The 19,435-nt window shown below is 67.2% G+C and carries 17 protein-coding genes and 1 pseudogene; 6 read left to right on the forward strand and 12 right to left on the reverse strand.

What is annotated here, in order from left to right; genetic code table 11:
• Positions 1-40: 40 nt before the first annotated feature.
• From OEJ36_RS19490 to OEJ36_RS19505, 4 genes are all read right to left on the reverse strand, one after another.
• Positions 41-1,036, reverse strand: coding sequence for an alpha/beta fold hydrolase (locus OEJ36_RS19490; protein WP_263402948.1), 996 nt, complete (start codon positions 1,034-1,036; stop codon positions 41-43).
• A 103-nt stretch (positions 1,037-1,139) separates the two neighbouring features.
• On the reverse strand, positions 1,140-1,463 hold the full coding sequence (locus OEJ36_RS19495; RefSeq protein WP_263402950.1) for a hypothetical protein: 324 nt from the start codon (positions 1,461-1,463) through the stop codon (positions 1,140-1,142).
• 86 nt (positions 1,464-1,549) lie between these two features.
• A complete protein-coding gene (locus OEJ36_RS19500) occupies positions 1,550-2,095 on the reverse strand; it encodes a cytochrome b (protein ID WP_021219057.1) in 546 nt (181 codons plus the stop codon).
• Entirely contained in the window at positions 2,092-3,150 is a 1,059-nt protein-coding gene (locus tag OEJ36_RS19505) for a catalase family peroxidase (protein WP_263402952.1), read from the reverse strand. The genes OEJ36_RS19500 and OEJ36_RS19505 overlap by 4 nt, the downstream gene beginning before the upstream one ends.
• 139 nt (positions 3,151-3,289) lie before the next feature.
• Between OEJ36_RS19505 and OEJ36_RS19510 the strand changes: the two genes are divergently transcribed.
• Together OEJ36_RS19510 and OEJ36_RS19515 are read left to right on the forward strand one after the other, a co-directional pair.
• The gene (locus OEJ36_RS19510; RefSeq protein ID WP_263402953.1) at positions 3,290-3,799 is read left to right on the forward strand and encodes a sigma-70 family RNA polymerase sigma factor; all 510 of its coding nucleotides are present in this window, start codon (positions 3,290-3,292) and stop codon (positions 3,797-3,799) included.
• The gene (locus tag OEJ36_RS19515; RefSeq protein ID WP_263402955.1) at positions 3,796-4,548 is read left to right on the forward strand and encodes an anti-sigma factor family protein; all 753 of its coding nucleotides are present in this window, start codon (positions 3,796-3,798) and stop codon (positions 4,546-4,548) included. The genes OEJ36_RS19510 and OEJ36_RS19515 overlap by 4 nt, the downstream gene beginning before the upstream one ends.
• A gap of 234 nt (positions 4,549-4,782) precedes the next feature.
• Here OEJ36_RS19515 and OEJ36_RS19520 read toward each other — a convergent pair whose 3' ends face one another.
• The 3 genes and pseudogenes from OEJ36_RS19520 to OEJ36_RS30700 form a co-directional block, all read right to left on the reverse strand.
• Positions 4,783-5,379, reverse strand: a complete 597-nt coding sequence (locus OEJ36_RS19520; protein WP_263402957.1) for an NADPH-dependent FMN reductase — start codon at positions 5,377-5,379, stop codon at positions 4,783-4,785.
• A gap of 139 nt (positions 5,380-5,518) precedes the next feature.
• Positions 5,519-6,274, reverse strand: coding sequence for a methyl-accepting chemotaxis protein (locus OEJ36_RS30695; RefSeq protein ID WP_371877153.1), 756 nt, complete (start codon positions 6,272-6,274; stop codon positions 5,519-5,521).
• Between the two features lie 150 nt (positions 6,275-6,424).
• A pseudogene (locus tag OEJ36_RS30700) lies at positions 6,425-7,663 on the reverse strand (chemotaxis protein); the annotation flags it as partial.
• A 240-nt stretch (positions 7,664-7,903) separates the two neighbouring features.
• On the opposite strand from OEJ36_RS30700, the gene OEJ36_RS19530 reads away from it, so the two are divergent.
• From OEJ36_RS19530 to OEJ36_RS19540, 3 genes are all read left to right on the forward strand, one after another.
• A complete protein-coding gene (locus tag OEJ36_RS19530; RefSeq protein WP_263402960.1) occupies positions 7,904-9,223 on the forward strand; it encodes a Na+/H+ antiporter family protein in 1,320 nt (439 codons plus the stop codon).
• Positions 9,224-9,345: 122 nt separating this feature from the next.
• On the forward strand, positions 9,346-11,031 hold the full coding sequence (locus OEJ36_RS19535; RefSeq protein ID WP_263403063.1) for a methyl-accepting chemotaxis protein: 1,686 nt from the start codon (positions 9,346-9,348) through the stop codon (positions 11,029-11,031).
• A 145-nt stretch (positions 11,032-11,176) separates the two neighbouring features.
• Positions 11,177-12,244 carry an AI-2E family transporter gene (locus tag OEJ36_RS19540; protein ID WP_263402961.1) on the forward strand — a complete coding sequence of 356 codons (1,068 nt, stop codon included), beginning with the start codon at positions 11,177-11,179 and terminating at the stop codon, positions 12,242-12,244.
• Between the two features lie 9 nt (positions 12,245-12,253).
• On the opposite strand, the gene OEJ36_RS19545 is transcribed toward OEJ36_RS19540, so the two are convergent.
• Positions 12,254-12,778: an alpha-ketoglutarate-dependent dioxygenase AlkB family protein gene (locus OEJ36_RS19545; protein ID WP_263402963.1), complete on the reverse strand. Its 525-nt coding sequence runs from the start codon at positions 12,776-12,778 to the stop codon at positions 12,254-12,256.
• A gap of 152 nt (positions 12,779-12,930) precedes the next feature.
• On the opposite strand from OEJ36_RS19545, the gene OEJ36_RS19550 reads away from it, so the two are divergent.
• Complete coding sequence (locus tag OEJ36_RS19550; protein WP_263402964.1) at positions 12,931-14,133, forward strand: alpha/beta hydrolase family protein; 1,203 nt, start codon at positions 12,931-12,933, stop codon at positions 14,131-14,133.
• A gap of 95 nt (positions 14,134-14,228) precedes the next feature.
• Here the strand turns inward: OEJ36_RS19550 and nuoN are convergent, their stop codons facing one another.
• The 4 genes from nuoN to nuoK are packed head-to-tail and all read right to left on the reverse strand — an operon-like array spanning position 14,229 to position 19,432.
• The gene (gene nuoN / locus OEJ36_RS19555; protein WP_263402965.1) at positions 14,229-15,704 is read right to left on the reverse strand and encodes an NADH-quinone oxidoreductase subunit NuoN; all 1,476 of its coding nucleotides are present in this window, start codon (positions 15,702-15,704) and stop codon (positions 14,229-14,231) included.
• Positions 15,705-15,724: 20 nt separating this feature from the next.
• A complete protein-coding gene (nuoM, locus tag OEJ36_RS19560; RefSeq protein ID WP_043241691.1) occupies positions 15,725-17,254 on the reverse strand; it encodes an NADH-quinone oxidoreductase subunit M in 1,530 nt (509 codons plus the stop codon).
• A gap of 25 nt (positions 17,255-17,279) precedes the next feature.
• Positions 17,280-19,127, reverse strand: coding sequence for an NADH-quinone oxidoreductase subunit L (gene nuoL, locus OEJ36_RS19565; RefSeq protein WP_263402967.1), 1,848 nt, complete (start codon positions 19,125-19,127; stop codon positions 17,280-17,282).
• Positions 19,124-19,432 carry an NADH-quinone oxidoreductase subunit NuoK gene (nuoK, locus tag OEJ36_RS19570; protein ID WP_031287559.1) on the reverse strand — a complete coding sequence of 103 codons (309 nt, stop codon included), beginning with the start codon at positions 19,430-19,432 and terminating at the stop codon, positions 19,124-19,126. Before nuoK ends, nuoL begins: the two co-directional genes overlap by 4 nt.
• Positions 19,433-19,435: the final 3 nt, after the last annotated feature.

The following is a 19,435-nucleotide window of genomic DNA, read 5'->3' on the forward strand; positions in this document are numbered from 1 at the left end:
TGGCCGGCGATGATAGTGCAGCGCCGGCCTGGGTGCGAACTCAGCGGGCCTTCAGGCCTTCCAGCAGCGCCTTGTGGAACACCTCCGGCGCCTGGATCTGCGGCGAGTGACCGAGGTCGGCGAAGGTCATCAGGCGGGCGTCGGGGATGCGCTCGGCGGCCTGCTGGCCGAGCACCTTGTAGTTGCCCAGCTGGCCGCGCAAGGCTTCGGGCGCGGCGTCCTTGCCCGGCGCGGTGTTGTCGGTCTGGCCGATGAGCAGCAGCACCGGCATCTGCAGTTTGTCGAACTCGTGCACCACCGGCTGGGTGTAGATCATGTCGTAGGTCAGCGCCGAGTCCCAGGCCACCGCCTCACGCCCCTTGCCGCGGTACATGCCGGCCTGCATCTCCACCCACTTGTCGAACTCCGGCCGCCATTGGCCCGCGTAGTAGGTGCTCTTTTGGTAATTGCGGATGGCCTCGCTGCTGGTCTTCAGCTCGCGCTGGTACCACGCGTCGATGCTGCGCCAGGGCACGCCCTTGGCCTTCCAGTCCTCCAGGCCGATGGGATTCACCAGCACCAGCTGCTCCACCTGCTGCGGGTACTGCAGCGCGTAGCGGCTGGCGAGCATGCCGCCCATGGAGTGGCCCATCAGGGTGACCTTCTCCAGCTTCAGGCTCGCCAGCAGGGCGTGGGTGTTGGCCGCCAGCTGCTGGAAGCTGAACTGGTAGCGCTGTGGCTTGCTGGATTTGCAGAAGCCCACCTGGTCCGGCACCACCACGCGGTAGCCGGCCTGGGTCAACGCCTGGATGCTGCCCTCCCAGGTGGCGCCGCAGAAGTTCTTGCCGTGCAGCAGAACCAGGGTGTGGCCGTTGGGCGTGCTCGGCTGGATGTCCATGTAGGCCATCTGCAGTTTCTCGCCCTGGGAGTCGAAGGCGAAGCGCTTGACCGGGTGCGGGTAGTCGAAGCCTTCCAGCTCGGGGCCGTAGGCGGGTGGCTCGGCGGCCAGGGCGGGAAGGGCGAGGCTCAGCAAGAGTGCGGCACAGGCGGTGCGCATGGTCGGGCTCCTTGGTTCCTTGTGGGGATGGGCAAGGGTTTTGCCAGACAACGGCGCGCGGTGACAGGAAAAACCGGCGCCGCGCTGTAACCGTTCTTTTCGGTCAGGGCTTGCGGGCGTCGATCAGATTGTCGGCCTCGTTGATGAAGGCCTTGCCAGTCTTGCGCTGGTACAGGCACAGCTCGCGGCCAACGCGGTTCTTCATGTGTGCCTTGGGGTAGCGGCCGCTGAGGGCCAGGGCGGTGATGCCCAGGCGGTCGTCGAAGAGCACCGGTTGGCCGGCGGCCTTCACTTCTTTCAGGCCGCTGAGTTTGGTGCAGGCGGCGAGCATGCGCTTGTCCTGTTCCTGCCAGGCTTCGGGTGTGGAGGCCTGGGCGCCGGCGGCGCAGAACAGCAGGGTGGCGAGCAGGCAGTGGCGAGTCTTCAAGGGGCTTCTCCGCGGTGGGTGTCAGCAGCGTAGACCGCGCGCCTGGCCGTTTGTTGTGGTGGCTGGCCTTGCGCGCGGGGCTTCCGTCAGCGTTCGCCGTTGCCGGTGGCCATGCTGGCGAGTACGCCGTCGCGGCGAATCAGCCCGTGGAACAGCGCCGCGCCCAGGTGCAGCAGCACGGTGGCGAACAGCAGGTAGCCCAGCCAGTGATGGGCCTGGCGCAGCACGGCATACAGCGCGGCGTCATGGGGGGCGATCGCCGGCAGTTGCAGCCAGCCCAGCAGCACCACCGGGTAGCCGCCGGCCGCGAGCATCGCCCAGCCCACCAGCGGCATCGCCAGCATCAGGGCGTAGAGCAGCAGGTGCGAGAGATGGGCGAGCCTGTGCTGCCAGCCTGGCAGGTCAGCGGGCAGCGCGGGTGGCGGGCGACGCAGGCGCACGGCGATGCGCAGCAGCACCAGGGCCAGCAGGACGATGCCCAGCGGTTTGTGCAGTTCCACCAGCCAGGTGTGGCGGGTGGACAGGGTGACCACCATGCCGACACCTATGAACAGCATGGCGAGGATGAGCAGCGCCATGGACCAGTGCAGCAGGCGGGCGAGGGGGCTGAACCCCTGGATGTGGCGGCTCATGGGTGGGCTCCTGCGGGGGGAGTGGGGGCACCTTCGCGGGTGCGTCGGTTGAAGGACACGGCGTAGGCCGCCGAGCGCGCGGCGAGGATCGGGTCGGCGGAGGGCTCGATACCGTCGGGGAGGATCAGCGGGTCGAAGTTGAGGTCGCGGCAGGCGCCCTGGTCCTCGGGCTGGGCCTGGTCGAGCACCAGGGTGCCGGCGTCGATGCGCTGGCGCGTGGCGGGCCAGGGGCTGGATGGATCGTCGCTGGGGTCGCCGGCTTCGGCCAGGGTCAGCACCAGGTGCCAGCGCAACGGGCCCTGCTGCAGGCGCTGGAGCAGGTCGTGGGCGAGGAAGTCCTTGTCGTCCGCCTCGCTGCCCAGCGGCTGGTAGGGCGCCTCCGGCTCCATGGCCCAGCGCACGTAGCGGCCCTTGCCGTCGCCATCCACCAGGCGGAAGGCGTTGATACTGTTGTAGGTGGCGTTGGCGAAGCTGTTGGAGGCCTTGTTGTCCTTGGCCCATTGGCGGAAGGCGGCGCTTTCCGGGTGGGCGGCGAAGAAAGCCTGCAGGCGCGCCGGGTCCGGCTTGCCGGTGGCCGGGTCGGGCTTGGAGGCCAGCACCTGCTCAAAGAAGCCTTCGATGGTGGACACCGGCAGCACCGGTGGCGTGTTCATGCCGGTGCGCCATTCCTGGCCGCTGGCGCTGCGCAGTTGCAGTGCCAGGCTGCGCACCGGCACGCTGGCGTCGGGCGCATAGGGGTTGCTGCCGCCGATGGCCAGGCGGCCGATCACCGGCACCTCGCCGGCGGCGAACACCTCGGCCCGGGACAGCCCGGCGGCGGCGCCGTTGCTGAGGAACTGGCCGCTGACGCAGAGGCCCTTCGCATGGTTCTTGCGGTAGCCGGGGTAGCTGCCGGCGTTGGCCTCGAAGGTGTCGATGATGCGTTGCGGCGTCAGCCGGTCGGGCCCGATCCAGCCGCCGGCATAGGCGAAGGTGCCGGCCAGGGTGGCCAGGCCGAGGCCTATCAGCGCCAGGCGGCCCAGGGTCTGGGAGGGGGAAAGCGGGGGTCGGCTCATTGGCTGCTCCGTGGGCTTGCGGTCATGTCGTCGAGCAGGTGAGACGAACCAGTTGCAGATTTATTCCCGGCCCCTGGAATAAAGTTGCTGCCTGAGCGTCTTCCTCGCACTGGAACCACGACGAGCACCGCACGACCCCATGCACGACATCGATGACGACGAACTCCGCGAGCTGCTGCACCGCCTGCGCCGCTTTGCCCTGTGGCTGACGCGCAACCCCGCCAGCGCCGACGACCTGGTGCAGGCGACCCTGGAGCGCGCCCTGGATGGCCGCGCCGGGCCGCGCACCGATGGCAGCCTGCGGGCCTGGCTGTTCGCGATCCTCTACCGCAAGTTTCTCGATGGGCAGCGGCGTGCCCGGCGTTACGCACGCATCCTCGAATTCTTCGGTGCGGCACCGGCCGAGACGGCCTCCACCGAGGAACTGGTGATGGCGCAATCCACGCTGGAGGCCTTTGCCCGCCTGCCCGCCGAGCAGCGTGCGCTGCTGGTGCTGGTGAGCGTCGAGGGCCTGAGCTACAAGGAGGCCGCCGTGGCCCTGGACGTGCCCATCGGCACCGTGATGTCCCGCCTGTCCCGGGCGCGCAAGGCGTTGCGCGAGCTGGCCGAGGGCGAAATCACCAATCCCCCGTTACGGATACTCAAATGAACCGCTTCGAACCCAGCGAGAACGACCTGCACGCCTACCTCGATGGCGAACTGGATGCCGCGCAGCGGGCCCAGGTGGAGGCCTGGCTGGCCGCCAACCCCGACCAGGCGGCCCGGGTCGACGCCTGGCGCCGAGACATGCAGCAGCTGCGCGCGGGCCTGGCCAACCTGGAACTGCGCCTCACCAACCCGCAGCTGGACCCGCTGGCGATCCGCCGCTCCCTGCGTGCGCGTCGCCGCCAGCGCCTGGCCACGGCCGCGGCGCTGGTGCTGGCCCTGGGCTTCGGCGGCCTGGGTGGCTGGCAGGCTCGCGACCGCTCGTTGCTGGCGGAGAACCCGCCGATGCAGGACGCCCTGGAAGCCCACCGCCTGTTCGCCACCGGCCATGCCGGGGTGGTGGACGTCGCCGCTCGCGAACCAGGGCAGCTGCAGGCCTGGCTGGACCAGCGTTTCAGCCACGCCTCGCGCATTCCCGATCTTGCCCCCTATGGCTTCCACCCCGTGGGTGGCCGCTTGCTGACCAACGAGCAGGGCGCCGCGGCGCTTCTGTTGTTCGAGGATGTGGGCGGGCAGCGCATCAGCCTGTACCTGCGTTCGCCGGGCTCGCTCTATGCCGAGATGCCCGCCGGGAACCGCCGTGATGGCGAGCTGGAGGCGCGCTATTGGTCGCAGGGTGGCTACAACTACGCCCTCGTCGCGCCCAGCGACGACCCCCGCGGCGAAGTCGTGCAGCGGGCGTTCTCGTTGTAAAGAGCGGCAAACCCTAGGTTGGCGCCGAGCGCAGCGAGGCCCAACGTGAGGTGCTTGTTGCTGCGAGGGGGCTGGTGGGGAAAGCGGTGGGCTGAAGCCCACCCTACGCCTGCAAGATCGCCTGGTGGATGAAAAGAGCGTCATCCACCCTACGGATGTGCGGATGTGCGGATGTGCGGATGTGCGGGGAAGCGGGCGTGGGGAGCCCCGCGCATGGGCGCGCGGGGCGGGGCATTACATGCCGTTGGCGAAGGCCGGGATGCTCATGTCGATGGTTTCGCGAACGGGCTTCAGCGCGGTGGCGTACTTGGCCAGGATGTCCAGGTCGTAGTCCATGCGCGCGCGGATGCGCTGGTCGTCTTCGCCAACCACTTCGGCGCCGTTGAGCACCTTCTCCACGCCGCGCACGATCAGGTGCTCGGGCAGATAGCAGAGGCGGCAGTTCTTGTAGCTGGAGGCACGCAGCTCGCTGATCGGGTAGCCGCCGCCGATGCCGGAGGAGATGCCCACCAGCAGGCCCGGCTTGTGGGCCAGTTCGGCCTTGCTGGCATAGATGAAGAAGTTCTTGATCGCCGGGCAGGCCATGCCGTTCCACTCGGGGGCGATGACGATCACCGCGTCGGCGGCCTTCAGCTGCTGCTGGAAGTCGGCCCAGGGGCCGGTGTCTTCGGCCGGCCACAGGGGCAGCGGCTGGGCACCCAGGTCGATGACGCTGGTATGGGCTTCGTTGGCCAGTTGCAGCTCCACCAGGCGTTGGCGGATGAAGCGGGCGACCTTGCCGGACTGGCTGTTGGCACGGCTGGAGCCGGCGACGATGGCGTAGTTGAGCATCTCGGGTTTCCTTTCTGAGGGATGGCGCAGGCTAGCTGGCAGCGCAGCGGTGGACAAGCACCGGCGCGTCAGCGTGGCGGGCAAATGGTGACAGGGGCGGTGCTTGCCAGGAGCCGCGAGCACGGCCCCTGGCACGGCGTCAGACGCGGAACTGGTCCATCAGCCCTTGCTGGTGGTTGGCCAGCCTGTTCAGGGCCTGGCTGACCTGGGCGGATTCCTGGGCCTGGCCGGAGAGGGACTCGGTGACGTCGCGGATGGCGGCGACGTTGCGGTTGATCTCCTCGGCCACCGCGCTCTGTTCCTCGGCGGCGCTGGCGATCTGCAGGTTCATGTCGGTGATCACCGCCACGGCATCGCCGATGCGTTGCAGAGCGGCGACCGCGTGCTCCACCTGCTCGACGCTGCCCTGGGCCTGACGATGGCTGCTGTGCATGGAGCCGACCACCTCACGGGTGCCGTGCTGCAGGCCTTCGATCACCTGGCGGATTTCCTCCACCGAATCCTGGGTGCGCTTGGCGAGGTTGCGCACCTCGTCGGCGACCACCGCAAAGCCGCGCCCGGCCTCACCGGCACGGGCCGCTTCGATGGCGGCGTTGAGGGCCAGCAGGTTGGTTTGTTCGGCGATGGCGCGGATCACCTCCAGCACCGAGCCGATCTGCTCGCTGCTGCTGGCCAGGCCCTGGACTTCTTCCATGGCGGCGCTCATTTCGCTGGCCAACTGCTCGATGGCGCTGGTGGTCTTGCCGATCACGCCCAGGCCCTCGCGGGTGGCGTGGTCGGCACCGCGCGCGGCTTCGGCGGCCTGGGCGGCGCTGCGGGCGACGTCCTGGGCGGTGGCGCTCATTTCGTGGGAGGCGGTGGCGACCTGGTCCACTTCGCGGTACTGCTGCTGCATGCCGGCGCTGGTCTGGCTGGCGATGGCGGCGGATTGGTCGGCGGTGCTGCGGGCGTCCTGCACCGAGCGCTTCACGTCGGCGATGACCGGTTGCAGCTTGTCGAGGAAGCGGTTGAACCAGCCGGCCAGCTCGCCCAGCTCGTCCTGGCGGGCGTACTCCAGGCGGCGGGTGAGGTCGCCTTCGCCGCTGGCGATGTTCTTCAGCATGGCGGCGACCCCGAGGATCGGCCGGGTCACGCCCAGGGCGGTGAGCCACACCAGCAGCAGGCCGACCACGGCGGCGGCGAGGCCGATCAGGGTGGAGGTCAGGCTGCTGGCGGCGCTTTGCTCATCGAGCTGCGCCTCGAGCTTCAGCGCCGGGCCCAGCAGGACCTTGTCCGGCACTTCCAGCAGCACGCTCCAGGCGGCGCTGGTGGGGATCGGCTTGAACGGCTGCATGACGCGGAGAATGCCTTCGCGGTCGATCTCGGCGGGCTTGCCGGCGCTGACCACCGAGGCGATCTCGCCGGCGTCGGCGCCGAAGGCCTTGTCCAGCTTGAAGCTGAGCTGCGAGGCGTCGCGGCTGTGGCCGGCGAGCAGGCCGATGGGGCTGATGATGCTGACCTGGCCCTGGCCGTCGTAAAGGTCCTTGCTGCCGTCGACGCTGAGTTGCTGGAGGTTGTCCAGGCTGATGTCCAGGCCCATGACGCCGACCACCTTGCCGTTCAGCTCCAGGGGGAAGGCGATGCTGGTCATCAGCACCTTCTTGCCGCCGACGTCGTCGTAGTAGGGCTCCAGCACGCAGGAGTCGCGGGTCTTCAGCGGGCAGGTGTACCAGGTGTTGTAGGGCATGCCGTTGGCCATGGGGCTGCTGTCGCCGAGCAGCTCCTCGGTCATGGATTCCGACTCCAGCTTGCCGGGGGTGGATTGCGACCAGTAGAGGGAGAAGCGGCCCTTGTCGTTGCTGCCCAGCTCGGCCTGGTCGATGAACAACTCGTCCTTGCCGTCCAGGGCATTGGGTTCGAACACCAGGTAGAGGCCGAGCAGGTTGGGGTTGGCTTCGAGGCTGGTCTTCACCTGGCGGGTCATGTCCTCGCGCAGGTCGAAGGCGTCGAGGAAGCGTTTCTCGGCCTGGTCCTTGAGGAACAGCACCTGGCGCGAGAAGCCCTTGCCGTATTGGTAGGTGTCCATGAAGTAGCGCTGGATGCGCAGGGCCTGCAGTTCACCGCGGGCCTGCATGCGCTGGCGCGCGCTGTGGTCGAGCATCTGCGAGCTGGCGGACTTCACCAGCTCGGCGCTGCGCTTGGACTGGTAGAGCGAGGCACCGACCAGGAGGGTCACGATGGCCAGCAGGCAGAGGCCGGCGAGCAGGGTGATTTTCCATTGAATGGACAGGCGACTGAACGGCATGGGTCTTTCCTTCTATCTCGTCGGACTGCAAGCCGCTATCGGCTCGGCAGGGGAAATCTTGATTCACCTGCCATGGCGATGCGGCTTCCACACGGAATGCATGGGAGCGGCGAATTTGGATGCAAATATTATGCACAGAGCGTCCAGTATTTCGCACGGCGTTTCTTTTGACAGCGCTTCGCTCATTGGGCAGAGTACGCGGCTTTTTTTGCGGGCTACCCGCAACTCGGAGCGAAGCGGATGAATGCGGTGATAGCGGCGGTTGGCATCATGCTGGTGCTGAGCCTGTGCCGGGTACATGTGGTGATGGCGCTGGTGATCGGCGCCCTGGCGGGCGGGCTGCTGGGTGGCCTGGGCATGCAGGGCACGCTGGACGCCTTCAACAAGGGGCTGGGCGGCGGTGCGACCGTGGCCCTGTCCTACGCGCTGCTGGGTGCCTTCGCCGTGGCCATCGCGCGCTCCGGGCTGGCCCATGCGCTGGCGGACGGCATCATCGGCCGCGTTGGCCGGGGTGGGGCACAGGAGGGCGCTGCGCTGAAATGGGTCCTCATCGCCCTGTTGCTGTGCGTGGCTATCTCCTCGCAGAACATCCTGCCCATCCACATCGCCTTCATTCCGCTGCTGGTGCCGCCGCTCTTGTACGTGCTGACGCGCCTGCAGATCGACCGCCGCCTGGTGGCCTGTGTGATCACCTTCGGCCTGATCACCCCCTACATGTTCCTGCCGGTGGGGTTCGGCAACATCTTCCTCAACGAGATCCTGCTGGCGAATGTGGTGAAAAGTGGCGTCGACGTTACCGGTGTGAACGTCACCGAGGCGATGCTGATACCGGCGCTGGGCATGGTGTTCGGCCTGTTCCTGGCGGTGTTCATCAGCTACCGCCGCAAGCGCGTCTATGACCTGGCGCTGATCGCCCAGGCCGAGCAGGTGGAGGTCAAGTACGACCCGCGCAGCCTGGCGGTGGCCGGCGTGGCCATCGTGGTCGCCTTCGTGGTGCAGCTGTGGCTGGACTCGATGATCGTCGGCGCGCTGGTGGGCTTCCTGGTGTTTTCGCTGTCGGGCATCGTGCGCTGGAAGGAGGTCGATGACCTGTTCACCCAGGGCATGAAGATGATGGCCATGATCGGCTTCATCATGATCGCCGCCGCCGGCTTCGCCGAGGTGATGCGCGCCACCGGCCAGGTGGCCAGCCTGGTGGAGGCTTCCGCCGCGCTGATCGGCAACAGCAAGGCCATGGGCGCGCTGCTGATGCTGCTGGTGGGCCTGCTGGTGACCATGGGCATCGGTTCGTCCTTCTCCACGGTGCCGATCATTGCGGCGATCTTCGTGCCGCTGGGCGTGCAGCTGGGCTTCAGCCCGCTGGCCATCGTCTCCATCGTCGGCACTGCCGGCGCCCTGGGCGACGCCGGCTCGCCCGCCTCGGACTCGACCCTGGGCCCCACCGCCGGCCTCAACGTCGATGGTCAGCACGACCACATCTGGGACACGGTCGTGCCGACCTTCCTGCATTACAACCTGCCGCTGCTGGCATTTGGCTGGGCGGCGGCCATGCTTCTCTGATCGCCTCCGTGTCGCACGGCTGAACGTCGCTGTCGATCCAAACGCTATAGCTACCCACGGGGCTGCCGATAACCGGTCAGTCCCGTTTCGCTTTCCCGGCCTGCCGCCCTTCAAGGAATGGAATTATGCGCCTGACACTCAAAACCAAGGTCCTGTTGCTGGCGCTTGCGCCGGTGATCCTCTTCGCCCTCGTACTCAGCGGAGCCGCCGCCAAGGTGCTGCTCAACCTGGCCGAAGGCGAGGTCAAGGAAACCCGTGAGCGGCTGATCCAGGAGAACCGCCAGGAACTGCAGCACTACATGCAGATCGCCCTGGGCTCGGTGCAGACCCTCTATGACGCCTCCACCCAGGGTGACGCCGCCAGCCGCGAGCAGGCCATCGGCATCCTGTCGAAGATCAAGTACGGCAAGGACGGCTACTTCTTCGCCTACGACTCCCAGGTGATCCGCGTCTTCCGTGGTGACAGCCCGGTGGACGTGGGCAAGAGCTTCGCCGGCCGCAAGGACCCCAACGGCGTAGCGGTGAACGACGAGTTGGTACGCGTCGCCAAGGACGGTTCCAACTACGTGCAATACAGCTCGCCGCTGCCCACCAACGACAAGATCCTGGTGCCCAAGCTCGCCTACAGCTACTACCTGGCGAAGTGGGACCTGGCCCTGGGCACCGCGGTGAACCTGGACGGCGTGGAAGCCGAGGTGGCCGCCGTGCAGAAGGCCATCGACGACCGCATCAGCACCATTCTCACCAGCATCCTGATAATCGCCGCGATCCTGCTGGTGGTGTTCGCCATCGTCGGCACCGCCTTGAGCAACGCCTTCCTGCGCCCGCTGCAGCAGATCAAGGCCAACCTCGATGACATCGCCGCCGGCGAGGGCGACCTGACCCGCCGCCTGCCGGTGACCAGCCAGGACGAACTGGGCGAACTGGCCGGTTCCTTCAACCGCTTCGTCGAGAAGATCCACGGCCTGGTGCGCCAGATCGTCGACATGACCGGCCAGCTCACCGGCCTGGTGGGCGAGGTGTCGGCCCAGGCCCATCGTTCCGAGCAGGCCATGGAGCGCCAGCGCCACGAGACCGACCAGGTGGCGACTGCGATCAACGAGATGTCCGCCGCCGCCCACGAAGTGGCGAAGAGCGCCCAGGGCGCCGCCGAAGCTGCCCAGCAGACCGACCAGGAAGGCCAGGCGGCGAAGAAGGTGGTGGACGGCAGCATCACCCGCATCCATGCGCTGGTGGGCGACATCCGCGAGAGCGGCGTGTCCCTCGACAGTCTGCAGCAGGACGTGCAATCCATCGTCAGCGTGCTGGGGGTGATCCGCTCCATCGCCGAGCAGACCAACCTGCTGGCGCTCAACGCCGCCATCGAGGCTGCCCGTGCCGGTGAGGCGGGCCGTGGCTTCGCCGTGGTCGCCGACGAGGTGCGCGCGCTGGCCAGCCGTACCCAGCAGAGCACCCAGGAAATCCAGGGCATGATCGACCGCCTGCAGCAGGGCACCCAGGAGGCGGTGACCTCCATGCGCCGTTCCAGCGACGCCGGCGAGATCACCAGCGAGCAGGCCAACCAGGCCGGCTCCTCGCTGGACGCCATCGCCCAGCTGATCGGCACCATCAACGCCATGAACGCGCAGATCGCCAGCGCCGCCGAGGAGCAGACTGCGGTGGCCGAGGAGATCAACCGCAGCGTGCACCAGATCGCCGTCGCGGTGGACAGCGTCGCCGACGAAACCCAGCAGGGCGCCCAGACCGCTCGCAGCCTGGCCGCCCTCGGTGAGCGCCTGGGGGCGCTGGTGCGTCAGTTCCGCATCTGATCCGGTTGCCATCCGTGGGGGCGAATCCTTATGCGGTTCGCCTCCCCGGGCTGAAGCCCGGGCTACACGTCATTCCGTAAAGTCTTCGCACTTTCCCCGTCTCGCTGCGGACTAATCAGGAACGTTCCCTGATGGTGTCCGCTCCATGTCCGAATCCCGCTATCCCCTGGAAGTCCGCACGCTGATCCTGTTGCTGGTGCTGGTGACCCTGGCCTTCGGCTGGATACTGCTGCCGTTCTATGGGGCGGTGTTCTGGGCGGTGGTGCTGGCGGTGGTGTTCAGTCCGCTGCAACGGCGGCTGGCGCTGCGGATCGGCGGGCGGGGCAACCTGTCGGCGCTGATCACCTTGAGCGTCTGCCTGCTGGTGGCGATCCTGCCGGTGTTCTTCATCGCTGCGTTGCTGGTGCAGCAGGGCGCCGATCTCTACCAGCGGCTGGATTCCGGCGAGCTGGATGTCGGCGTCTATGTGGCGCGGGTACGCGAGGTGCTGCCGGCGGTTCTCCAGCATCAGCTCGACCGCTTCGGCCTCAATGATTTCGATGGCCTGCGTGACCGCATCCTCAGCGGTGCCATGCAGGGCAGTCAGTTCATCGCCACCCAGGCCTTCTCCATCGGCCAGGACACCTTCCAGGTGGTGATCGGCTTCTTCCTCATGCTCTACCTGCTGTTCTTCTTCCTGCGGGACGGCCTGGACATCGTCCGTGGCATCCGCATGGCGGTGCCCCTGGCCGACCACCACAAGCGCCGCCTGCAGATCAAGTTCACCCGGGTGGTGCGGGCCACGGTGAAGGGCAACGTGGTGGTGGCGGCCATCCAGGGCACCCTGGGCGGGCTGATCTTCTGGGTGCTGGACATCCCCAGCGCGTTGCTCTGGGGCGTGCTGATGGCGTTTCTCTCGCTGCTGCCGGCGGTGGGCTCGGGGATCATCTGGGCGCCGGTGGCCGCCTACCTGCTGCTGTCCGGCAACACCTGGCAAGGCGTGGTGCTGGCGGTGTTCGGCGTGCTGGTGATCGGCATGGTGGACAACGTGCTGCGCCCCATCCTGGTAGGCAAGGACACGCGCATGCCGGACTACCTGGTGCTGATCTCCACCCTGGGCGGGTTGTCGCTGTTCGGCCTGAATGGCTTCGTCATCGGGCCGCTGATCGCAGCACTGTTCATGGCCAGCTGGGACCTGTTCACCAGCACCCGCAAGCAGGTCAGGCTGCCTTGAGGGCGGCCCTCAGCTGAGGATCTGGCGGAAGGTCAGGCTGATGCGCGGGCCGACGGCTTCCACCCGGGGAATGGCGTGCAGCCAGTGGGCCTGGACGGCCTGGTCCATGTACAGCAGCGAACCCGGCACCAGCTCCCAGGTGACTTCATGGCCCCTGTCCGCCTTGTTGCGGAAGTGGATGGGGCGGGTGCTGCCCAGGGAGAGGATGGCGACGCCAGTGTCCGCTGCGAGCCCGGTGCAGTCGTCGGAATGGAAGCCCATGGAGGACTGGCCGTCGTCATAGAGGTTGAGCAGGCAGTTGTTGGGCCGGAAGCCCAGGCGCTGGTGCAGCTGCTCGCACAGGGGCTGGAGGACGTCCGGCAGTGGGGTGGCGGGGTAGTCGATCTGCGAGTAGTTGTAGGCCACGCCATAGCTGGCGGTGCGCCGGGCGCGCATCCGTGTATCCCATTCGACGCTGGCCATCAACTGCTGGAAGAGCGCGTCCGGGGTCTCGAGGAAATGCGGGTCGAACAACAGGTCGGGTGTGTCGTGCATGGGCGGCATCCTTGCTGGAGGGGGGATTCTATGCCGAGGACGGGCGTCATGTATCGGCGGGTTTACCCAGTCTTTACCGAGCGCTGACCGACGCCGCCGGCCCCGCTGCCGATAATGCTGGCTCCCTTCCCTGGTCCTTCTCGGCTATCGCCATGCCCAATTTCCGTTCCCGTCGTTCGCGTTTTTCCTTACTGCCATTGCCCCTGGCCATTGCCCTTGCGCTGGGTGCCTGCTCCAGCCCGCCGGAAAGGCCCCAGGACCAGGTGGCCGCCATCCAGGCGGCGCGCCAGGGCGGTTATGTGCCGGTGGCCGGGCCGGTGCGGGGCTGGGATGCCACCTGGACGCTGGGCCAGCAAGCGCTGGAGGTGAGCTGGCTGGTGCCGGCCGCCGAGCATGGTGCGGCGCCGCTGATCCTCTACCTGCCGGGGCTGGGGGAGTCGGCCCATTCCGGCGAGCTCTGGCGCCGTGCCTGGGCCGAGGCGGGCTACGCGGTGCTGTCGATCCAGATGCCGCAGCAAGGGCGCGCGCTGTATTCCAGTGGCGACGCCCAGGCCGGGGCCTTCCGCAAATTGGCCCAGGACAACTACTCGCAGGCGTCCCTCAGGCAGCGCATCACCCTGGCCCAGGCGGCACTGGCCGAAGCGGCGAAACGCGGCCGGGCGGGTGACCCGGCGCTGGCCGGGGTGGACTGGGACACCTGGATGGTGGCCGGCTTCGATCTGGGGGCGCAGACCGCCGCCGCCCTGGCTGGCGAGCGTGGCAATGGCGAAGCGCGGCTTTCCGCCCTGAGGCCCAAGGCGGCGATCCTGCTCAGCCCCTATGTGGAAAGCAGCTACGACACCGACCGCTTCACCCATATCGATGTGCCGGTGCTGAGCATCAGCGGCCCCCGCGACGAAGACCCCTTCAGCTGGATTCCCTCGCCCCAGCAGCGCCAGGTGCTCTGGCGCGGACTGCAGGTGAACGACAGCTACCTGCTGACCCTGATCGAGGCCGACCACGCGTTGCTGGGCGGTGAGCTGCCGCATCCGATGGGCGGGCCGGAGCACGGTGGCGAGCGCGGTGTGCCGGATGCGGGCATGGGGCGGCCACTGGCTTTCAATGAGGGCGGTGGTGAGGGACGCCGGGGCGGCCCCGGTGAAGGCCCGGGTGGCCGCCATGGCGGGCGCAAGCCCGGTACCGGAGGTGGCATGCACGAGCGCTTCGATCCGCGGCAGGCCGCTTATGTGCAGGCAGTGAGCCTGGCGTTTCTCGATGCGCACCTGCGCCATGCGACGGCGGCCAGCCAGTGGCTGGACCAGGGCGCGACGAGCTGGCTGGGCCACGGCGCCTGGCTGGAGAAGAAGAACCCCTGACCGTTGCGGTGGGGGAGGGGAGCGCCCGCACGCTCCCCGTTCCCGGAAAAGAAAAAACCCGGCCTAGGCCGGGTTTTTCATTGCAGCGGCTGGCGTCAGTGAGCCAGGGCCACCAGGCCGGAATGCTGCACCAGGTCCAGCAGCGGCTGCGGGTAGACGCCGAGGAAGAACGCCAGCAGGGCGACGAACAGCAGCATGATGCCGCCGGCGTGTTGCGCCCAGTGCAGGTCGGCGTCGTGGCGGCGCAGGTTGGGCTCCACCAGGAACAGGGTGACCATGACCCGCAGGTAGTAGAAGACGCCGATGGCGCTGCCCAGGACCATCACGCCCAGCAGCAGCCACAGACCCGACTCGACACCGGCGGCGATGACGAAGAACTTGCCGATGAAGCCCGCGGTGAGCGGGATACCGGCGAGCGACAGCATCATCACGGTGAGCACGGCGGTCAGGTACGGACGGCGCCAGAACAGGCCGCGGTATTCGTACAGGGCGTCGCAGTCACGGCCGTTGTACGGGGTGGACATCAGGGTCACCACGCCGAAGGCGCCGAGGCTGGTCAGCACGTAGGTGGCCAGGTAGACGCCGATGGCTTCCACGGCCATGCCCTTGCTGGCGATCAGGGCGATCAGCAGGTAGCCGAAGTGGGCGATGGAGGAGTAGCCCAGCAGGCGCTTGATGTTGTTCTGCACCAGCGCGAGCAGGTTGCCGAACAGGATCGACGCGATGGCGATGGCGCCCAGCAGGTCGTTCAACCAGCCGCCGGCGGTGGCCGGGGATATCTGGTACAGGCGCAGCAGCACGGCGAATACGGCAACCTTGCTGGCGGTGGCCAGGAAGGCGGAGACCGGTGCCGGGGCGCCTTCGTACACGTCCGGGGTCCAGAGGTGGAAGGGCACCAGGGACAGTTTGAACGCCAGGCCGATCAGCATCATGCCGATGCCGAGGTGGACCAGCATGTTCTGCGCGCCTTCGGCGGAGAACTTCGCGCCGATGCCGGTGAAGCTCAGGGTGCCGGCGTCGGCGTAGAGCAGCGCCATGCCGAACAGCAGGAAGGCGGAACCGGCGGCCGATAGCACCATGTACTTGATGCCGGCTTCCAGCGAACGCTTGTTGAAGAAGGCGTAGGCGACCATGCCGTAGACCGGCACCGAGAGCAGCTCCAGGCCGATGAACAGGCCGGCCATGTGCTGCGCGGTGACCAGCACCAGGCCGCCGCAGGCCGACAGCAGGATCAGCAGGTACATCTCCTCGCGGTTGCCCGGGTAGCCCTGGCCGGTGTTGCCGCCCAGGTAGGCGTGGATCAGGGTGACGCAGGCGAGGGTCGAAGCCAGCACCAGGCCCATGTAGTAGCAGCCGAAGATGTCGATCTTCAGGAGCGGGGTGACCTCGATGGGCGTGACGCCCAGGGCCGGGATGATCGCCAGCAGTGCCAGGTTGAGGCCGACCACCGAGAGCCCGAAGGTCAGGGTGTGGTTGCGCTTCCAGGCGATGGCCAGCATCACCACGACGACGGTGGCGCAGGCCACCAGCAGCGGCAGCAGGGCGATCAGGTGTTGAGTCGTGAATTCCACAGCGTGATGTTCCATAACAGCTACCGGGCCGAGGCGAGTTGGGTGAAGGCTGCATCCAGCCACTGATGCACGCCGTGCATGCTAGCGGCGGAGGTGTCCAGCACCGGTTGCGGGTAGACGCCCAGGAGGATCAGCAGGACGGCGAGGCCGAGCACCATGATCAGCTCGCGGGGCTTGAGGGCCTGCAGCGGGGTGTCGGACTTGGCCGGGCCGAAGTAGGCGCGGTGAATCATGATCAGCGAGTAGACCGAGCCGAACACCAGGCCGGTGGCGGCGATCACGGTGACCCAGGTGGCCTTCTGGAACGAGCCGACCAGGATCAGGAACTCGCCGACGAAGTTGCCGGTGCCGGGCAGGCCGAGGGCCGCTGCGGCGAAGAACAGGCTGATGGCCGGCAGGTAGGGCATGCGGCTCCAGATGCCACCCATCTCGCGCATGTCACGGGTGTGCAGGCGCTCGTAGAGCTGGCCGCAGAGGATGAACAGCGCCGCGGCGGAAAGGCCGTGGGCCATCATCTGCACCACCGCGCCCTGCAGGGCGATCTGGCTGCCGGAGTAGATGGCGATGAGCACGAAGCCCATGTGCGACACGCTGGAGAAGGCCACCAGGCGCTTGATGTCGGTCTGGGCGAAGGACAGCAGGGCACCGTAGATGATGGCGAACACGCCGAGCCAGTGGGCAATGGGCGCGAACTCGGCCGATGCATGGGGGAACAGCGGCAGGGCGAAGCGCATCAGGCCATAGGCGGCGGTCTTCAGCAGGATGCCGGCGAGGTCCACGGAGCCCGCGGTCGGGGCCTGGGCGTGGGCGTCGGGCAGCCAGGAGTGGAACGGCACCACCGGGAACTTCACCGCGAAGGCGATGAAGAAGCCGAGCATCAGCAGGTATTCGGCGGTGGGGGTGAGCTGGACCTTGAGCAGGTCGGCGTAGTTGAAGGTCATCACGCCGGTGTTGTTGTAGTTGATCAACACCAGGCTGAGGATCGCCACCAGCATCACCAGGCCGCTGGCCTGGGTGAAGATGAAGAACTTGGTGGCGGCGGTGATGCGGGTCTTGCCCTTGCTGCCGCTGTGACCCCAGAGCGCGATGAGGAAGTACATCGGCACCAGCATCATTTCCCAGAAGAAGAAGAACAGGAACAGGTCGACGGCGAGGAACACACCGACGACGCCGCCCAGGATCCACATCAGGTTCAGGTGGAAGAAGCCGACGCGGTTCTGGATCTCGTTCCAGGAGCAGAGCACGGACAGCACACCGAGCAGGCCGGTGAGGGTGACCATGAGCACCGACAGGCCATCCATCGCGAGGTGGATGGTGATGCCGAAACGCTCGATCCACTGCACCTTGAACTCGTGCGCCCATACGGGGCCGGCTTCAGGGGAGGGGGCCAGGGTGAAGTCACCGGTTGCCCACAGCCAGAGGCCGAGGCCGAACAGCAGGGACATGGTCAGCAGCGCGATCCAGCGCGGCAAGGTGTTGCCGAAGCGCTCACCTTGCCAGCACAGCAGGCCGCCGATGAAGGGGATCAGGATTAGCCAGGGCAGAATCATGACGGGCTGGTTTCCTTAAGAAGATTCAAGTCAGCAACGCGGCGCCGAGCACGAGCACGGCTCCGCCGACCAGGGATACTGCGTACCAGCGCAATTGGCCGGTCTGGCTGCTGCTCAGCAGGCCGTTGCCGCCCCGCACGATGCGCGGGATCAGGCCGATGCCGGAGTCGATCGGGTCATGGCCGAGCAGGCGGGTGATGAGCAGGTAAGGCTTGACGAAGAGCTTGTCGTAGAGCCAGTCGAAGCCCCAGGCGGCGAACCACCAGGCACCGAGGAAACGACCCGGCGCGCTCTGGGCGACGGCGCTGACGAAGCGACGCTTGCCGAGGAAGAGCAGGGCGGCCAGGAGGATACCCGCCAGGGCGATGGCACCCGAGGCGATCTCCAGGCTGTGCTGGGCTTCGCCACCGGCGTGGCCGACGCTTTGCGGCAGGACGCCAGCCAGCGGCGGGGTGATCAGTGCGCCGATGAAGGTGGACAGCACGATCAGCACCGACAGGGGCAGCCAGTGGGCGACGCCGTGGCCCGCATGGGCTTCGGTCTTGGCCTCGCCATGGAAGGCGATGAAGATCAGGCGGAAGGTGTAGATCGAGGTCAGGAAGGCACCGGCCAGGCCCGCGTAGAGCAGCCACTGGTGGCCACTGGCGAAGGCTTCCCAGAGGATCTCGTCCTTGGAGTAGAAGCCGGCGGTGACCAGGGGCAGTGCAGCCAGGGCCGCGCCGCCGACCAGGAAGCTGGCATAGGCCAGCGGCAGCTTCTTCCACAGGCCGCCCATCTTGAAGATGTTCTGCTCGTGGTGGCAGGCGTTGATCACCGCACCGGAGGCGAGGAACAGCAGGGCCTTGAAGAAGGCGTGGGTCATCAGGTGGAAGATCGCCGCGTCCCATGCGCCAACGCCCAGGGCGAGGAACATGTAGCCGATCTGGCTCATGGTGGAGTAGGCGAGGATGCGCTTGATGTCGGTCTGCACCAGCGCGGCGAAGCCGGCCAGTACCAGGGTGACGCCACCGACGATGCCGACCAGTTCGAGGATCTCGGGGGTCAGCAGGAACAGGCCGTGGGTACGGGCGATCAGGTAGACGCCCGCGGTGACCATGGTGGCCGCGTGGATCAGTGCGGAAACCGGGGTCGGGCCCGCCATGGCGTCGGCCAGCCAGGTCTGCAGCGGCAGCTGGGCGGACTTGCCCACGGCGCCGCCGAGCAGCATCAGGGTGGCGATCCACAGCCAGGCGTCGCCGGCGACGTATTTCTGCGGGGCCAGCACCATCAGCTCCTGGATGTTCAGGGTGCCTAGGTGCATGAACAGCAGGAACAGGCCGATGGCCATGAACACGTCGCCGATGCGGGTGACGATGAAGGCCTTGAGCGCGGCGTTGCCGTTGTTCGGGTTGCTGTAATAGAAGCCGATCAGCAGGTAGGAGCAGAGGCCCACGCCTTCCCAGCCGAAGTACAGGAACAGCAGGTTATCGCCGAGCACCAGGAACAGCATGCTGGTGATGAACAGGTTGGTGTAGGAGAAGAAGCGCGAGTAGCCCTCCTCACCACGCATGTACCAGGAGGCGAACAGGTGGATCAGGAAGCCGACGCCGGTGACCACACCCAGCATGGTCAGCGAGAGGCCGTCCAGGTACAGGGTGAAGCTGGGGGCGAAGCCGTCGACGTTCATCCACTGCCAGAGCACCTGGGTGTAGACGCCACCTTCCGGCGGGGCGACGTTGAACTGGAAGATGATCCAGGCCGTGGTCAGTGCCGAGAGGCCAACGGAGCCCACGCCGATGACGGCGGAGGTGTTTTCGGAGAAGCGCCCGCGGGAGAACGACAGGACCAGCCAGCCGAGCAACGGGAAGAGGAAAGTCAGGAATAGAAGGTTCATCCGCGCATCTCGCTGGCAGCGTCGATATCGAGGGTGTGGAAGCGGCGATACAGCTGCAGCAGGATGGCCAGGCCAATGCTGGCCTCGGCGGCTGCGAGGGTGATCACCAGAATGAACATGATCTGGCCGTCGGCCTGGGCCCAGCGGGCACCGGCGACGACGAAGGCCAGAGCGGCGGCGTTCATCATCACTTCAAGGCTCATCAGCACGAAGAGGATGTTGCGGCGCACCATCAGGCCGACCAGCCCGAGGCCGAACAGCATGCCGGCGACGGCGAGGCCATGTTCCAGGGGGATTGCTTGCAGCAT

Origin of the sequence: Pseudomonas sp. PDM13 (assembly GCF_025685765.1) — a bacterium.
GTDB lineage: Bacteria > Pseudomonadota > Gammaproteobacteria > Pseudomonadales > Pseudomonadaceae > Metapseudomonas > Metapseudomonas solani.

Excerpts from the sequence above, each read along its gene's own strand:
- OEJ36_RS19490 (WP_263402948.1), bottom strand. The coding sequence starts at position 1,036 with ATGCGCACCGCCTGTGCCGCACTCTTGCTGAGCCTCGCCCTTCCCGCC.
- OEJ36_RS19500 (WP_021219057.1), bottom strand. The coding sequence starts at position 2,095 with ATGAGCCGCCACATCCAGGGGTTCAGCCCCCTCGCCCGCCTGCTGCAC.
- OEJ36_RS19505 (WP_263402952.1), bottom strand. The coding sequence starts at position 3,150 with ATGAGCCGACCCCCGCTTTCCCCCTCCCAGACCCTGGGCCGCCTGGCG.
- OEJ36_RS19510 (WP_263402953.1), top strand. The coding sequence starts at position 3,290 with ATGCACGACATCGATGACGACGAACTCCGCGAGCTGCTGCACCGCCTG.
- OEJ36_RS19515 (WP_263402955.1), top strand. The coding sequence starts at position 3,796 with ATGAACCGCTTCGAACCCAGCGAGAACGACCTGCACGCCTACCTCGAT.
- OEJ36_RS19520 (WP_263402957.1), bottom strand. The coding sequence starts at position 5,379 with ATGCTCAACTACGCCATCGTCGCCGGCTCCAGCCGTGCCAACAGCCAG.
- OEJ36_RS30695 (WP_371877153.1), bottom strand. The coding sequence starts at position 6,274 with ATGCAGCAGCAGTACCGCGAAGTGGACCAGGTCGCCACCGCCTCCCAC.
- OEJ36_RS19530 (WP_263402960.1), top strand. The coding sequence starts at position 7,904 with ATGAATGCGGTGATAGCGGCGGTTGGCATCATGCTGGTGCTGAGCCTG.
- OEJ36_RS19540 (WP_263402961.1), top strand. The coding sequence starts at position 11,177 with ATGTCCGAATCCCGCTATCCCCTGGAAGTCCGCACGCTGATCCTGTTG.
- OEJ36_RS19545 (WP_263402963.1), bottom strand. The coding sequence starts at position 12,778 with ATGCACGACACACCCGACCTGTTGTTCGACCCGCATTTCCTCGAGACC.
- OEJ36_RS19550 (WP_263402964.1), top strand. The coding sequence starts at position 12,931 with ATGCCCAATTTCCGTTCCCGTCGTTCGCGTTTTTCCTTACTGCCATTG.
- nuoM (WP_043241691.1), bottom strand. The coding sequence starts at position 17,254 with ATGATTCTGCCCTGGCTAATCCTGATCCCCTTCATCGGCGGCCTGCTG.
- nuoL (WP_263402967.1), bottom strand. The coding sequence starts at position 19,127 with ATGAACCTTCTATTCCTGACTTTCCTCTTCCCGTTGCTCGGCTGGCTG.